We start from the raw sequence: 15,148 nt of genomic DNA, 5'->3' as shown, positions 1-15,148 counted from the left end.
CCTACTCTTTTAAAGCCATAGACGGTTACCCATCTGAGATAAAATTGCGCCTCATGGCGTTGTATACCCATGCCGGGCGTATATGCGTTTTTAATTGAAAGGAAAATCATGACCAGCGCTGCACAGTTGCTGATGCGGGAAAAGTTCGAGACTTGCCTGAGTGTGATTCGCCAGGCGTCATTGCAAATCCTGCCACTTCTCACCATCAAAGCCAGTGAAGGCAAAGATCCGCAATGGTTTTTTCAACAGCTTGAGCAAGCTCGCCCGGCGCTGGGAAGTTGGATGGCGGTGGCAAAACGATTAAATCTTAATGATGCTGAGATTTCACATTTCACTTTGTTGCTACGTCATCTACAGCAACTGGTGCCGCAGTATGAAAGCGGCCAGGAAGTCAGCCATAACCAGCTAATCGCGGCATTACGCTTTGTGAGTTATCTCGAGCTGGTGCGTGCAAAACAGCCTTTGCTTGGCTACTCCACCGAAATAGAAAATAATGATAATAGTCAGCAACATAAAGCGATACGCCAGATGCGTGCGCTGGAGCTGATGCTTAAAGGTCTGGTAGATAAAAGCTATGCCAGCCAATCACAGTTGGTGCATAAGCTGAAAACGCAGTTTGGTGCTGATTGCGTCCGTCGTTGGTTGAAAAATGGCGAACGTGGCGATGTGCTAAGTGGGATGCGCTTTAGCGAGTTGGCCTTGATGGTGGTCGATAAAAAAGAGTACGCGAACCATTACGCCGGGCTATTCCAGCACTCTTCGAAACTAAGCTTACTGATAGATCAGCGCAAAACACTGCAAACGTTTCTCAACGATGTGCGTGAAATTCGCAATGATCTGGTTCAACAGCAGCCCCTCACTTCCGTACAACTCACCTTGCTCGATAGTTACTATCAGGAAAGTAGCGACGCCATTCAGCGCGCATTCGATGAAGGGCGAACGAAGGTGAATCCGGCGATGCTTCTGGCTGCCGATGATTCACAATTACAGGCCTGGCTCATGCAGGCACAGAAAAAATACCAGGCAACCGGACGCGATACCGAAGAGGTGCGCGATGCTATCGAACGGCCTGAGTTGCGTAATACCAAAAGAAAGCAGGACTCCGGCGAAACGTTGTTGATGCTGATGTGGTGCATGGCGGGAGTGGCTGTGATTAGCGCCGCCATTTTTGGTATGTACTTGCTGAGTGATGTCACCAATAAACCTGCCGTTGCGAAAAATACGCCAGTCAAAATCACTATGATCGATTCTCTCCCGGAAACAGAAAGCGCGCGCGAAAAGCTAGCAGATATCGGAATCACTTGGGATGAAGGCAACTTACGCTCGGCAATCGAACGCGGCGATACCACTGTCGTGCGGCTGTTTATGCAAGGGGGGATGAACTGGAAAGTCTATTTCACCGAATCGGCATTGGCGGGAGATTACCGCGATGCGCTCAATACTTTGCTGCAGTATCGTTCGCAGATGGATGAAGACCGGCCATGCCGGCGCATGATCAGAACCATGAGTCAGGCGATGCACGACGGGCAAAGTCTGACTTCACTGCGAAAACAGTTTTTGAAAACCTTTTGTAGCTCGCCGGATGCTATCAAGCGGCAAAAAGAGGAGTTGGAAAGAGCGCTGCTTCGCAAGGCTGCCTGGGAGACGCGTCAGGATGGAGCCAAAGCTCAGGGCACACAGGCTGAAGTAATGAACTCGGATGAGGCACGAATTCAACAGGCAATATACAGCGCGATGCGCAGCTAAATTTTTCTGAGAAAGGGGGCTTTGGCTGTGTTTACTTACTCTCTGGCCTCGCCCCTTGAGGTCAGCGTATGGGCTGTTCAAAATGCCAAAGCCTTTATCTTGTAACTCGAATTATTTTTGGTATGTATAAGTGAATAAATGTACGGGTAAACATATTCGGTATTAGGAATAAGATTTTCATACTAAAAAGAGTAAGTATCTCAAATACAGTAGATATGCTTTTGTTATAGGCTATGAGCCTGAAAATATTATAATTACACACATTTTCTATTAGCGGTTTCATTAATTATCTCTGCCGGTATTGTCTATGTATAAATATATGATATTCCTTCTGGCCAGCATTGTCTTCGCAGCGCAAGCCCACGCCGCTGCGATTACTTGTTCGCGAGGAAAAGCCCCAACCGCTATTACACTGCCATACCATGATCATGGAGACAGGACGATTGTCGGTGGGAAAATATATAGTAAGATTTTTACCTATTATTCGATAAACGCCGGGAGCGTTACGCTGGCATGTAATAAAGGGCCATGGAGTGTTGTTTATTATGCGATACCTGTTAATGGCCAGGAGCCGATTAGACATTCAGATGGTGGTATTGATTATTTGATTTTTCCCACATCATTGAGTGGGATTGGTATGTCATTTAATGACACATTATCGGGCCGAGACCCAAACCCAACGCCTTCGCTCAATGCCATTTCACCTGATATTCGCCGTACTTATCCGGGGGCGACAAGTACACCGGAATGGTCAACACCGATGGTTACATTATGGCGAATTCCTGGGTCGTTAGGTGAAGTTAACAGCAATGGGGTTCTGGCATTTACGGGGCCAAGTTACGTGCAGGCTATTATGGTTTATCCGCCTGATACCATAAGCCCGGACTCCCGGGCAGGTACTGGCCCGGCCCCACTACCTAACAGTTGGACGGCAAACTATATTTCATTCACGGGAGGGTTAAATCTTTATCCAGCTACCTGCACTTTCACCAATGTAAGTGTGTACTTGGGTCACTATAATCACGGAGCAATCCCTGATCCGGCTTCTTCGTGGGTAGATGCAAGTTTCACATTGAGATGCCCGCTAGCATGGGGAAGCGGGGTCATAGCCAAAGTGGGCGATAATGGGATTGGTACAAGGTCGATCCAGATAAAAAACAGTGGGTTAAATATTAAGGTTGTTCCCAGAACTGAGATTAAAGACAGTAGCAAAGGGATTATTGCATTAGATGGAACAGGGGCAAAAGGTTATGGCGTACAACTGGCTTGGGGAGATGTGTCAAATCAGCCGCGAGGTGCGGGAGTACCTGCTAAGCCGGTAGTATTTAATACCACTCTGGCTGCTGAAACCATTTCAAGCTATGAATCCAGAAGTTATGATTTGGGCGAGAATGTGACTCAACACATTAAAATGGCTGCGCGTTTTTTTCGCCTTAATAATGAGGAGGTTGAGCTTGGACCTGCACGTGCAGTTGTAGAGATAATTGCCAACTATGATTAATAAGCCTGATACATCACAGAAGTCAGGCTTTTTTATATCTGAATAAAAACCATCTGCAATGCAGATGGTTTTTTACTTCGATCAGATATGGTGCAGGTCAGATTACCACCAGGCTTCCCACATCGCGCCCACATTGAACGAATCCAACTGGGTGTTTGGCTCACCCGTAACACGCGTGGTGTGGTTGTTTTCCACCTGGCCGCCAGTCATGTAGAAGCGCAGCATTGGGCGGAACTCAGGTCCCATCGCAATTGAAATATTCTGCGACAGCGTCAGTTTCCAGCCTTTGTTATCCCCGTCGTTTTCGTAATCTACGCGCTGATAACCCGCTTCAAGCCACGTCGAATGGATGTCGTTCCAGAAATACATCGGGCGAACAATCGCGCCATAGTTACGGCGGTTATCCTGCGTTTGTTCGTCATTATCGTAATCATGGAAGGCCAACAGATATTCCACCTGTGCTTGTTGAGTAAACTTGTAGTTCCCCTCGAAGCTGGCGTACACAGTGTGTAACCCATTGGTTTTGTTATATACGCTGTTATCTGAGTGGTCAGAATAACGGGTGATAATTTTGTTCACGCCATTGTCGCCAGTATGGCTTAACACCACGGCGGCCTGCCAGGCTTTGGAGCGTTCGTCGCTGTCGATGGCTTTGGAATCAAAACCGTAGTTGGCGTACAGCTCGAAATCAATCGGGCCAAACTTGATGCCGTGCAGTTTTGACGTTGCCGCGTAATTGCCTTTATCGCCGGTACCGGAGCCGCCGGTACATGAGATGCGCGACGGGTTATCGCCGTCATCAATCATTTCAGGGTTACACTGATCGACGGCGGCAACCGCTGCGATATCCAGTTGTGCAAAGCCGAGATCCAGGCTTTTCACCCCCGCACCTTGCCCGTCGTGGTTCATCCAGAAGTAGTCGTTGATGCCTTGTTGTGGACGCTGGTGGAAGTCACGACCCGCCCAGAAATAGGCATTTGGCTGTGCTTCAAAAAGATTGGTGACGCCCGCGTAGGCCTTTTTCAGGTTAACTTCGTCGCCCCAGTGGTCGATCATCACGCCAATATCCCAGATGGCCCCGTTATCGGCTTTTATGATTTTGGTGAGCTGGAATTCGCCGCCGTTGCCTTCGTTACCTAAACGACCAATTGCGGAGGAACCGTTATAAGAACCGTCAACGCCAATGTATTTTTGATCGCCTGCCTGGAAATGCGCACCGTAACGAGCATAACCGGTGAATTTAAGCCCCAACGGAACAGCCTTATCTGGCGTAGTGGGAACTTGCGGCGTAACCAGGGTATCGGTTCTATTGAGTCGTGCCGCTTCTATTTTCGCATCGCGGTCAGCCAGCGCTTTATCCACCGCTTTCGCCACTATTTGATCGATCTGTTCTTGAGTCATTGGTTCTTGTGCGAGTACAGAAATCGGGCAAAGCGCGGCGATTACCGCCATTGTTAATGGAAGTTGTTTAATTAATTTCATTATAATCTCAATTTAGTAATTTATTTTTCAGACAATAAATATCCTGCTCTGGATTAATAGAGGCGACTCTATGGCCAAAGCATATTTATATTTTTATACTTTCATCGGATTGGACTTAATTAAAATTATTTACGTAATTACTTCTCCGTGCCAGAGGTTAAATAGTTTTTGTTTTTACGTAATGCTTAGCGTTGATAAAGATGGATAATTTCGTTCGACAACTCACGTGCTAACATTGAAGTCATTAAATGGTCCTGAGCGTGTACCATAATTAACGTCATTGGCTGTTTGGCTTCACCAGCATCTTGCTCAATCAGTTTGGTCTGCATTTTGTGAGCTTCACGCGCGTAACCATCCGCTTCGTGTAATAAAAGCTTGGCCTCTTCAATATTTCCCTGACGTGCAGAATGCAGTGCTTCAAAACAAAGGCTACGTGACTGCCCCGCATTCATAATAATTTCCATTACTGCTTCTTCTAATTCGATCATCATTTTTCCCAGATTTATTAGACGGCGATTATTAATTGCTGATAGCCGTTTCTGTCAGAGGAGAGCGTGTTTCATTTTCCACGGCTGTTTTCTGTAATGAACGCTCATAAGCACGCAGGAATGGCAGATAAATTAAGGTGGAAACGACCATACAAATCAAACACATCACCACCGGGCTAAAGGCCCAGTTTGTTGCCCATGAAGCGCCAATTGGTGCGGGTGTCGTCCATGGCGTCAGGGAAACGACTTGCGCCAGCCAACCCAGTTTTGTGGCGGTATAAGCCAGAACGGCGTTGACCATCGGTACGCAAACGAATGGAATGAACAACAACGGGTTCATGATAATTGGTGCACCGAACAGAATCGGTTCGTTGATATTAAAGAAGCTTGGCACAATGCCCATTTTACCTATGGTGCGTAAGTGGGTGGCTTTGCTGCGCAGTAATAAGAACGCTAACGGCAGAGTGGAGCCGACGCCGCCAATCAATAAATAGTGGTCCCAGAAACCTTGCAGGTAAATGTGTGGTAATGCAGCGCCAGCGGCAAGCGCAGTCTGGTTTGCAGCAAGATTTGTCATCCAGAATGGACTCATGATGCCGGTAACAATCAGCGAACCATGAATACCAGAGAACCAGAAAATCTGGCACAGCAAAACAGACAACAAAATAGCGGGCAGGGAATCCGATGCAGAAACCAGCGGTTCCAGCAGGTGCATAATTGCTTGCGGCATAATCATGCCGGTTTGCGCTTCGATGAATAAATTCAGCGGGTGCAGCGTGCCGATAATGACAACGACAGGGATCAGAATTTCAAATGAACGCGCAACGCCTGTTGGTACTTCTTTTGGCAGACGAATCGTGACTTTGTGCTCTTTAAGCCAGGCGTAAATACGCGTGGAGTAAATCGACGTAATCAGCGCGGTGAAAATGCCCTGGCCTGAAAGGTACTGAGTTGAGATTTTGCCATCAGCATACGGTGCTGCAACCAGTAAAAACGCCATAAAGGCCAGTAATCCGGACATCACTGGGTCGAGATTAAATTGACGCCCAAGGCTTGCGCCAATCCCGACTGAGATGAAGAACGTCATCACGCCCATACTCAAGTTAAATGGCAACATCAGTTGTTCACGGTAAGTCTGTGAAAAATCCAGCCACGCGCGGGCAAAACCAAGGGTGGTATCGGCTGAGAACGGTGGAAAAATAAATACCAGCATAAAGGAGCCGATAATCATAAACGGCAGGGCTGCGGTGAACCCATCACGAATGGCGATAACGTACTTTTGTTGCCCCAGACGACCTGCCAGCGGAGTGATGGATTGCTCAATCACCGTCACCATTGATTGATATAGCGAACTCATATGAACCACCTTTTAGTGAGCCGCTTCGATAAGCGACAAAGCATAATCCAACACCTTATCGCCACGTTGCATGCCGTAATCCATCATGTCGATGGCTTGAACGGGAATGCCGTGAGGGGCGGTTTTTTCTGAGAGCGTACTTAACATATATTTCACTTGCGGCCCGAGCAGCACCACCTGGTAGCGCGGAAACTGCACATCAAATTCAGCGACACCGTAAGCCTCTATTTCAACAGGCATTCCTCGTTCTTCTGCCACGCTCAGCATCTTTCTGACCAGCAGGCTGGTGGACATTCCGGCAGAACAACACAACATGATCTTGACCATTAACACTCATCCTCAAAATGTAAATAAAGTATTGCGGAAATGATTTGATACTTTATGGAAACCGTTTTCCATCCGCAGCCAACAGATCTGTGATACTCATCAATATCCAGCGTTTATAGGCTTTGCTTATTGGATCATCATCACAAAATTATCCGGTGAATAGATGGTTTGGACATCAAACGGAAAATCGGTTTCCATAGAAAAGCGAAACGACTATACTTAAAACTGGTTAGAATGTGGGCCAGGGCTGTATTTAGGATGACAGGCATAAGCCAGAGCCTGATAAAGGAAAATGATGTCTACAATCAATGATGTATCGCGTTTAGCTGGGGTGTCTAAAGCCACAGTATCTCGGGTATTGAGTGGATCTCGTGGGGTGAAAGAAGCAAGCCGTCTGGCTGTGCTTAAAGCTGTGGAAGAGTTGCATTACCGGCCAAATGTTATCGCGCAATCTTTACTGAGCCAGTCAACGGGCTGTATTGGCGTGATTTGCGCGCAGGATAATATTAATCAAACCACGGGTTACCTGTATGCGCTGGAGAAACACCTAAGCCAGCATCAAAAGCACCTGTTGCTGCGTTTTGCCAACAGCAAAACAGAAGTTATGCACGCGCTTGAGGAACTGACCTGCGGCCTGTGTGATGACGTGCTGGTTATCGGTGCGCGTTTCCCACTCAATATCAGCCATGAGAATGTCATTCTGGTGGATTGTGTGGATGTCGACTCCAGCAACAGCATTCAATTTGATCACGCATTCGCTGCGGAAACTGCCTGTAATTACCTGATTAAACAGGGGAGAAGGCAGATTGCTGTGATTAACCCTGATTCATGCGGTTCCGTTGACCAAATCCTTCTGGGTTACAAACGTGCACTGGAAAACAATTTTCTGCCGTTTAACCGCAACCTGATTTTCATGGACTCAACCTCTTCATCGGTTGCGCTGCAAGTGCTGCTCAATAACAGCACCACCCTGAATTTCAACGCGTTACTTGTGGCCGATGAGCAAGAAGCGCAGCGCATTATTCCGCAATTGCAGGCATTTAATAAATCAGTCCCGAAAGACATTATGGTGTTTAGCCTCGCCGGGTCGCTGCATTTACCGGGCATTCCAACCATCCCGGCCATTGAGTATTCCATGGATGCGATGGCGGCAAGAATTGTTGCGTGGCTAACCGAGAAAACCAAAAGTGCGCTGGGTTCTAACGTGCTGCGTGGAGATCTGATTATTCCTGATATGGCGGGTCGAAAGTAACTTTCTGGAAAGACCAGAAACTAAAAAGCCCGGCATCTAACGATGCCGGGCTTTTTGAATATTCACTTAGATAAACAGAGAGTTAATGTGTCGCTTCGCCGATCAGAGCGCCACCGCCAGCACCAACTGCTGCACCTTTCAGCACGCTGTTGCCGGTTGCCGCTGCAGCAACACCACCCACTGCGGCACCAATAGCACCTCCAGTGCGAGCAGCCTTACCTGTCTTCCCGTGTTTAAACATGGCTCCGGTACCGCCACCGATAACTGCACCACCTACCGTACTTTTCACGTCTTTGCCTGTTGCTGCACCTATTGCCGCGCCTGCTAATGCACCGCCAGATGTTTTATCAATAGCAAACACATTGCCTGAAAATGCGAAGGTTAAAAGTAATAAACCTGGGATATATTTTTTCAAAAGCGAGTCCTCCTGGACATAAAAATACGCAATGTTTTGCGCCTGGTAATTATTCTATTCTGAATGGTTAATGGTCTGCTTAATATTTAATATCGCGAGCTTCTTCACGGCCATTCTGTTTATTCTGACGTTTGTCCTGGCGGCAATCGTGATTGCTTTTATCATTACTGGTAACGCATTCACGCTTCTCGTGGCGAGAGTCCTCACGAGTATCCTGGCGAGTGTCGCGCGCTTCGCGGCGTTGCTGGCCTTGTTGAGTGGCATTGGCATTGCTTATAGAAAAAGTCGACAGCAGAATAACACCTGTCAGAACACCTAATAGCGTTGATGATTTATTATTCATGAGATAAATCCTAGAGGATAAACAATATGCGAGATGAATATTTCAATTCTAACGGTCATAAGATTTATAGTATAGATGTGTCAGTTACGTCTAAATGTAAGCAAATAAATTAAATTATATTTTTCTTTGCACTTCCTTTAATTTCAACTCACATATATATGAAAATTAATGAGTTAGTATTTTTGATTATTAGAGCTTTATTTCTTTTCTTTGTTGCAAATTCTTTTCATCTTTCATTATTTTAGAATGTTCACGCAAAGAAAAAGCCCCCGCATGGCGGAGGCTTCAACTGAAATACTGGCGGACTATCTACCCGTTTTTATGCTTCTGGCATCGCAGAAGAGTGGTGGGTAGAGATTTTCCACTCTTTACCATCCCACGCGTAAGTGAAGGTATAACGCGCTGAGACTTTGGATTTATCAGCGAAGGTGAAGGTGTAAGTCCCGACATCTACCGCTTTATTACAACCCAGGCGCACGGTGCGTGAGTCAATTTTGCCAAACGGCTTCTTCTCTAAGAAGTGTTCGAAATAATCAACTCGCTCGGCATCAGTCAGGCGGACTTTATTGGAAACCGTCGGCAGCAATACTGCATCGCTCAGATAATTATTGGCTACTTATGACCTGAAACCGCAATAGATAAATTTTTAAGTTAATAGCATTGTCGGAAAAAGCACATAAAAAAACTGACCTGTGACAGTCAGTTTTTTAAGATTCGATGACTTCGAGATTAGCTATCTCATGGTAACGAATTCTTCAGATCCGGTTGGGTGAATCGCCACGGTGTTATCAAAGTCTTTCTTGGTTGCGCCCATCTTCAGTGCCACCGCAAAGCCTTGCAGCATTTCGTCCATGCCGTAACCGATGCCGTGAATACCGACAATCTTCTCATCCGGGCCTGCGCACACCAGTTTCATGCGGCATGGCTGGCGGTGCGAAGTCACAGCGGTATACATCGCGGTGAAGGAAGATTTATACACTTTCACGTTATCGTCGCCGTACTGCTCACGCGCTTGTGGCTCGGTTAAGCCGACCGTGCCGATTGGCGGGTGGCTAAACACTACGGTTGGCACGTTGCTGTAATCCAGATGCTCGTCCGGCTTGTTGTTAAACAGTCGCTCTGACAGGCGACGACCCGCAGCAACAGCCACAGGTGTCAGTTCTACAGCACCGGTGTTATCGCCCACGGCATAAATGCCTGGCACACTGGTGTTCTGGAATTTATCGACTTCAATGTAGCCTTTGGCGTTGGTTTTCACGCCGGTTGCCGCCAGGTTGAAGTTGTCGGTTTCTGGCTGGCGACCAATCGCCCAAATCAGGCAATCTACCGTTTCAGAACGACCATCTTCCAGTTGCAGCGTCAGGCTGCCATCGGCGTTCTTCACCACGGCTTTTGGCACCGCCTGGGTGTGCAGCGTTGGGCCTTCGGTGTTAATCACTTCCAGCAGCGTTTCCACAATCAGTGGGTCGAAAGTACGCAGCGGCGCGTGCTGGCGCACGAACAGATGCGTTTCAGAACCCAGTGCGTTAACTACGCCTGCGATTTCAACCGCGATATAACCTGCGCCCACAACTGCAATGCGTTTTGGCAACGCTGGCAGTGCGAAGAAGCCATCTGAATCAATACCGTACTCAGCGCCTGGAATTGACGGGCGGCTTGGGCGGCCACCGGTGGCAATCAGGATGTGGTCTGCGGTGATGGTTTCGCCATTCACTTCAACCGTGTGCGCATCGACAAACTTGGCAAAGCCACGAATAACGTCAACGTTGTTTTTACCCAGCACATTGTCATAAGAGGTGTGGATACGGTCGATATACGCGGTACGGCTGGCAATCAGTTTGTCCCAGTCGAATTTATTCACCGTGGTGTCAAAACCGTAATCCGGGCCGTAGTTGTGGATAGCTTCTGCGATTTGTGCCGCATGCCACATTACTTTTTTCGGTACACAACCCACGTTAACGCAGGTGCCGCCTAACTCTTTCGCTTCAATCAGCGCGCACTTCTTCCCATACATCGCCGCACGGTTAATGGAGGCGATACCGCCGCTGCCGCCGCCAATGGCGAGGTAGTCATAATGTTTGGTCATATACAGGATTCCATGAGTGAGTAAATGATTTGCAGGATTGTAACCCTTTGCTTATCAAACCCGCAAAGGCTGCTTCTATGATTGCGATAGGGCAGGACTATACCGCGAACCAGGAAGAATCAGAATATTGCTGCTTCCCGTTGGATGCATAAATATGTATAAAACTTGCTCAGAATAGTTGCTGGTACGTCAAGGATGACGATGTTTTATTTCTGCTCTTCACTAATTCCCCCCTTCGATCATGACATCTGATCGAACCAAACAAAATACGCCTCTCTGGTTTGTCTGGCTTGCCTGGATAAGCGGCCTGGTCTGCTATGCCTTTGGCTGGAAACATGAGTTTCCTTTTATTGCAGCTGGGCTTCTTTTGGCTTTTGTCATCTATTTGGTAATCAATAAAAAAGGATTTGTTATGTTCAGGAAAAAAACGCAAAAAATGGCTGATGAGATTGAAGTTTCCGCACTAAATCCAGCGGTAGATTCTCCAGTTGATGAAAATGAGAGCTCTGTAGGGAGACAAACTTCACGTCGCTGCACTGTTATTGCACAGAACACTTTGTTTACCGGAAATATTGATATCGAAGGTGATATTCATGTTTACGGCAAAGTGCAGGGAAATATTACTCTTAAAGACGGCGTCCTCTACGTGATGCGTGAGGGGTTTATTGAGGGAGAATTTACGTCACCGGCCATTGTTATTAACGGTCATGTATCAGGAACCTGTGTCGGCGAGTCTATAGAAATTCATGAACACGGTGAAATGGAAGGGATAGTTCGCGGCGTGGCGTTTTCGATTCGTCCGGGCGGGTGTTTTGTTGGGAAGTCTGAACGCCTGGCGGCGAAGAAAGAGCCTGAGTCGGAACGTGTGGTTGAGATTAAAAAGATCCAATCAGACCAAACAGAAGAGAAAACCACAGAAGAAGCTGCAGTTCTCTCTATCGTTTAATCAGCAATTTACTCAGGCACAACCCAGCTCAGCGTGGTCGAACCGTTGCCCGATGGAACCAGCGTTTTATGCAGCCACGGCAGTACATTAGCCATTTGCTGTTCCAGCTTCCACGGTGGGTTGATAACAATCATGCCAGAAGCAGTCATACCACGGCGGTCACTGTCAGGAAGTACCGCCAGTTCAATTTGCAAAATACGGCGAATGCCGGTTTCTTCTAGCTCGCGCAACATACGTTTGATTTGCTGACGCATGACGACTGGATACCACAGTGCATAAGTGCCCGTTGCAAAACGTTTGTAGCCATCGTTAATACCAGTAACAACAGCCTGGTAGTCGGTTTTAATTTCATACGGCGGGTCGATAAGAATCAAACCACGGCGTGAAACCGGTGGCAGTTTTGATTTCAACTGGGTGTAACCGTCAGCACGTTCAACGCGCGCGCGGTTGTCTTTCTGGAATTCAGAGCGCAGAAGCGGGAAATCAGACGGATGCAGTTCGGTCAGTTGCAGGCTGTCTTGCTCGCGCAGAAGGTGGCGTGCAATCAGCGGAGAACCCGGGTAGTAACGCAGTTGGCCGCTATGGTTATAAGCTTTAACCGCGTTGATATACGGCTCAAGTTCCGCTGGCAAATCATCGTGTTGCCAGATCCGAGCGATCCCTTCGAGATATTCACCCGTGCGTTCAGCATGTTCGCTGCTCAGTTTATATCGGCCAGCGCCTGCATGAGTATCCAGATACAGAAAAGGTTTCTCCTTCTCTTTTAAGGATTCAATAATCAGACTTTGAACGGTGTGTTTCAGTACGTCGGCGTGGTTGCCGGCGTGAAAGCTGTGGCGATAACTGAGCATGGCTTGAGGGGTTTCCAAAGACAAAAGAAGAACAACTATTCTGCACAGTATACAGCCTTATGCTCACCGCCTGGCATTGAAATTAGCTAAACTAAGCCTCATGTTAAGAAGATTGCTTTATACCCGTCATACTTCAGGCTGTGGGGGTGTTGGCTGCGCAAGCTCACCCCAGTCACTTACTCAAGTAAGCTTCTGGGGATTCTCTTCCTTGCCGCCTACCCACAGCTTGAATTATTTAGGGTATAAAAATTTCCTATGGTGCGCGAGCCGCGCTCCACTTCTCAGATATCAGGAACCGCGCTTATGACCAATCCATTGTTGACGCCTTTCGACCTGCCGCCGTTTTCCTCTCTCAAACCTGAACATATCGTCCCTGCCGTGCAGCAAGCGCTGGATGATTGCCGTGCGAAAGTCGAAAACGTGGTGGCACAGGGCGGGCCTTATAACTGGGATAATCTTTGCCAGCCGCTGGCTGAAGTGGACGACCGTCTGGGCCGCATTTTCTCACCTGTCAGCCATCTGAATTCGGTACAAAACAGCCCGGAGCTGCGTGAAGCCTATGAGCAGACGCTGCCGCTGCTGTCTGAATACAGCACTTGGGTTGGGCAGAACGAAGGGCTGTATCAGGCGTATCGCGATCTGCGCGATGGTGCGTTTTATGCCGATCTCAGCGTTGCTGAGAAAAAGGCCGTGGATAACGCGCTGCGTGATTTCGAGCTCTCTGGCATTGGCTTGCCGGAAGAAAAACAGAAGCGTTATGGCGAAATCGCTGCGCGCTTGTCTGAACTGGGTTCGACCTACAGCAACAACGTGCTGGATGCGACCCAGGGTTGGACAAAACTGATTACAGACGAATCACAGCTTTCTGGTATGCCGGAAAGCGCATTGGCAGCAGCACGAGCTCAGGCTGAAGCTAAAGAGCAAGATGGCTGGCTGCTGACGCTGGATATTCCAAGCTATTTGCCAGTACTCACTTACTGTGACAACCGCGAACTGCGTGAAGAGATGTATCGCGCTTATGCCACTCGCGCGTCTGACCAAGGCCCGAACGCAGGCAAGTGGGATAACACCCCGGTGATGGAAGAGATTCTGGCACTGCGCCACGAACTGGCGGAACTGCTGGGCTTTGGCAACTATGCGGAAAAATCTCTCGCCACCAAAATGGCCGAAAACCCGCAGCAGGTTCTGGAGTTCTTAACCGATCTGGCTAAACGTGCGCGCCCACAGGGCGAAGCCGAGCTGGCGCAACTGCGTGCATTCACCCAAAAAGAATTTAACGTCACCGAGCTGGAACCGTGGGACATCACGTATTACAGCGAAAAACAGAAACAGCATCTGTACAGCATCAGCGATGAGCAACTGCGGCCGTACTTCCCGGAAGACCGCGCGGTAAATGGCCTGTTTGAAGTGGTGAAACGCATTTACGGTATTACCGCGAAAGAGCGCAAAGATATCGACGTCTGGCATTCGGATGTGCGTTTCTTCGAGCTGTATGACGAGAAAGGCGAGTTGCGCGGTAGCTTCTATCTCGACCTGTACGCCCGTGAAAACAAGCGTGGTGGGGCATGGATGGACGACTGCGTAGGCCAGATGCGTAAAGCCGACGGTTCGCTGCAAAAACCAGTCGCCTACCTGACATGTAACTTTAACCGCCCGGTAAATGGCAAACCTGCACTGTTTACTCATGACGAAGTGATCACCCTGTTCCATGAGTTCGGCCACGGTTTGCACCACATGCTGACTAAAGTCGAAACCGCGGGCGTTTCTGGCATCAACGGCGTGCCGTGGGATGCGGTCGAACTGCCAAGTCAGTTTATGGAAAACTGGTGCTGGGAGCCGGACGCGCTGGCGTTTATCTCCGGCCATTTCGAAACGGGCGAACCGCTGCCAAAAGAGCTGCTGGATAAAATGCTGGCGGCGAAAAACTACCAGGCAGCGCTGTTTATTCTGCGTCAGCTCGAGTTCGGCCTGTTCGACTTCCGTTTACATGCTGAATTCAACCCAGAGCAAGGCGCGAAAGTGCTGGAAACTCTGTATGAAATCAAGAAGCTGGTCGCGGTTGTGCCGTCGCCGAAATGGGGCCGTTTCCCACACGCGTTCAGCCATATCTTTGCAGGTGGTTATGCGGCGGGTTACTACAGCTATTTGTGGGCCGATGTGCTTGCAGCCGATGCATTCTCGCGCTTTGAAGAAGAAGGTATTTTCAACCGCGAAACTGGCCAGTCGTTCCTCGATAACATCCTGACCCGTGGCGGTTCTGAAGAGCCAATGGAGCTGTTCAAACGCTTCCGTGGCCGTGAGCCTCAGCTCGATGCGATGCTGGCTCATTACGGTATCAAGGGCTAATTCATTCT

The 15,148-nt window shown here is 48.5% G+C and carries 13 protein-coding genes and 1 pseudogene; 5 read left to right on the top strand and 9 right to left on the bottom strand.

The genetic code is table 11. From position 1 onward, the window contains the following. The first annotated feature begins 108 nt into the window (after positions 1-108). Positions 109-1,746 carry an STY4199 family HEPN domain-containing protein gene (locus LVQ79_RS03750; RefSeq protein ID WP_232863939.1) on the top strand — a complete coding sequence of 546 codons (1,638 nt, stop codon included), beginning with the start codon at positions 109-111 and terminating at the stop codon, positions 1,744-1,746. Between the two features lie 307 nt (positions 1,747-2,053). Further along, the gene (locus tag LVQ79_RS03745; RefSeq protein ID WP_232863938.1) at positions 2,054-3,247 is read left to right on the top strand and encodes a hypothetical protein; all 1,194 of its coding nucleotides are present in this window, start codon (positions 2,054-2,056) and stop codon (positions 3,245-3,247) included. Between the two features lie 102 nt (positions 3,248-3,349). On the opposite strand, the gene LVQ79_RS03740 is transcribed toward LVQ79_RS03745, so the two are convergent. The 4 genes from LVQ79_RS03740 to LVQ79_RS03725 form a co-directional block, all read right to left on the bottom strand. Next, positions 3,350-4,729: a carbohydrate porin gene (locus tag LVQ79_RS03740; RefSeq protein WP_232863937.1), complete on the bottom strand. Its 1,380-nt coding sequence runs from the start codon at positions 4,727-4,729 to the stop codon at positions 3,350-3,352. Positions 4,730-4,914: 185 nt separating this feature from the next. Then, positions 4,915-5,217 carry a PTS lactose/cellobiose transporter subunit IIA gene (locus LVQ79_RS03735; RefSeq protein WP_151993846.1) on the bottom strand — a complete coding sequence of 101 codons (303 nt, stop codon included), beginning with the start codon at positions 5,215-5,217 and terminating at the stop codon, positions 4,915-4,917. Positions 5,218-5,248: 31 nt separating this feature from the next. Beyond that, positions 5,249-6,574, bottom strand: coding sequence for a PTS sugar transporter subunit IIC (locus LVQ79_RS03730; protein ID WP_232863936.1), 1,326 nt, complete (start codon positions 6,572-6,574; stop codon positions 5,249-5,251). 12 nt (positions 6,575-6,586) lie between these two features. Further along, the gene (locus LVQ79_RS03725) at positions 6,587-6,901 is read right to left on the bottom strand and encodes a PTS sugar transporter subunit IIB (protein WP_151993845.1); all 315 of its coding nucleotides are present in this window, start codon (positions 6,899-6,901) and stop codon (positions 6,587-6,589) included. 295 nt (positions 6,902-7,196) lie between these two features. On the opposite strand from LVQ79_RS03725, the gene LVQ79_RS03720 reads away from it, so the two are divergent. Continuing rightward, complete coding sequence (locus tag LVQ79_RS03720) at positions 7,197-8,153, top strand: LacI family DNA-binding transcriptional regulator (protein WP_232863935.1); 957 nt, start codon at positions 7,197-7,199, stop codon at positions 8,151-8,153. An 82-nt stretch (positions 8,154-8,235) separates the two neighbouring features. On the opposite strand, the gene LVQ79_RS03715 is transcribed toward LVQ79_RS03720, so the two are convergent. From LVQ79_RS03715 to gorA, 4 genes and pseudogenes are all read right to left on the bottom strand, one after another. Continuing rightward, the gene (locus tag LVQ79_RS03715; RefSeq protein WP_064514702.1) at positions 8,236-8,568 is read right to left on the bottom strand and encodes a hypothetical protein; all 333 of its coding nucleotides are present in this window, start codon (positions 8,566-8,568) and stop codon (positions 8,236-8,238) included. 79 nt (positions 8,569-8,647) lie between these two features. Next, a complete protein-coding gene (locus tag LVQ79_RS03710) occupies positions 8,648-8,911 on the bottom strand; it encodes a hypothetical protein (protein ID WP_064555765.1) in 264 nt (87 codons plus the stop codon). Positions 8,912-9,230: 319 nt separating this feature from the next. Further along, positions 9,231-9,527: pseudogene (locus LVQ79_RS03705) on the bottom strand (DUF4440 domain-containing protein); the annotation flags it as partial. A 117-nt stretch (positions 9,528-9,644) separates the two neighbouring features. Then, complete coding sequence (gene gorA, locus LVQ79_RS03700; RefSeq protein WP_064514698.1) at positions 9,645-10,997, bottom strand: glutathione-disulfide reductase; 1,353 nt, start codon at positions 10,995-10,997, stop codon at positions 9,645-9,647. A gap of 241 nt (positions 10,998-11,238) precedes the next feature. On the opposite strand from gorA, the gene LVQ79_RS03695 reads away from it, so the two are divergent. After that, a complete protein-coding gene (locus LVQ79_RS03695) occupies positions 11,239-11,943 on the top strand; it encodes a bactofilin family protein (RefSeq protein ID WP_232863934.1) in 705 nt (234 codons plus the stop codon). An 8-nt stretch (positions 11,944-11,951) separates the two neighbouring features. Here LVQ79_RS03695 and LVQ79_RS03690 read toward each other — a convergent pair whose 3' ends face one another. Next, positions 11,952-12,794 (bottom strand): 23S rRNA (adenine(2030)-N(6))-methyltransferase RlmJ, encoded by an 843-nt coding sequence (locus tag LVQ79_RS03690; protein WP_232863933.1) that lies wholly within the window; start codon positions 12,792-12,794, stop codon positions 11,952-11,954. 303 nt (positions 12,795-13,097) lie between these two features. Here LVQ79_RS03690 and prlC point away from each other — a divergent pair, with 303 nt between their 5' ends. After that, positions 13,098-15,140 (top strand): oligopeptidase A, encoded by a 2,043-nt coding sequence (prlC, locus tag LVQ79_RS03685; protein WP_232863932.1) that lies wholly within the window; start codon positions 13,098-13,100, stop codon positions 15,138-15,140. Positions 15,141-15,148 lie beyond the last annotated feature (8 nt).

This window comes from Buttiauxella cochleicola, assembly GCF_021282405.1.
In the GTDB taxonomy this organism is placed as follows: domain Bacteria; phylum Pseudomonadota; class Gammaproteobacteria; order Enterobacterales; family Enterobacteriaceae; genus Buttiauxella; species Buttiauxella massiliensis.
Note: the sequence above shows the minus strand (reverse complement) of the source record. Positions and strands in the feature narration are given on the sequence as shown.

Coding starts and splice junctions, on each gene's coding strand:
- LVQ79_RS03750 (WP_232863939.1), top strand. CDS start 109: ATGACCAGCGCTGCACAGTTGCTGATGCGGGAAAAGTTCGAGACTTGC.
- LVQ79_RS03745 (WP_232863938.1), top strand. CDS start 2,054: ATGTATAAATATATGATATTCCTTCTGGCCAGCATTGTCTTCGCAGCG.
- LVQ79_RS03740 (WP_232863937.1), bottom strand. CDS start 4,729: ATGAAATTAATTAAACAACTTCCATTAACAATGGCGGTAATCGCCGCG.
- LVQ79_RS03735 (WP_151993846.1), bottom strand. CDS start 5,217: ATGATCGAATTAGAAGAAGCAGTAATGGAAATTATTATGAATGCGGGG.
- LVQ79_RS03730 (WP_232863936.1), bottom strand. CDS start 6,574: ATGAGTTCGCTATATCAATCAATGGTGACGGTGATTGAGCAATCCATC.
- LVQ79_RS03725 (WP_151993845.1), bottom strand. CDS start 6,901: ATGGTCAAGATCATGTTGTGTTGTTCTGCCGGAATGTCCACCAGCCTG.
- LVQ79_RS03720 (WP_232863935.1), top strand. CDS start 7,197: ATGTCTACAATCAATGATGTATCGCGTTTAGCTGGGGTGTCTAAAGCC.
- LVQ79_RS03710 (WP_064555765.1), bottom strand. CDS start 8,911: ATGAATAATAAATCATCAACGCTATTAGGTGTTCTGACAGGTGTTATT.
- gorA (WP_064514698.1), bottom strand. CDS start 10,997: ATGACCAAACATTATGACTACCTCGCCATTGGCGGCGGCAGCGGCGGT.
- LVQ79_RS03695 (WP_232863934.1), top strand. CDS start 11,239: ATGACATCTGATCGAACCAAACAAAATACGCCTCTCTGGTTTGTCTGG.
- LVQ79_RS03690 (WP_232863933.1), bottom strand. CDS start 12,794: ATGCTCAGTTATCGCCACAGCTTTCACGCCGGCAACCACGCCGACGTA.
- prlC (WP_232863932.1), top strand. CDS start 13,098: ATGACCAATCCATTGTTGACGCCTTTCGACCTGCCGCCGTTTTCCTCT.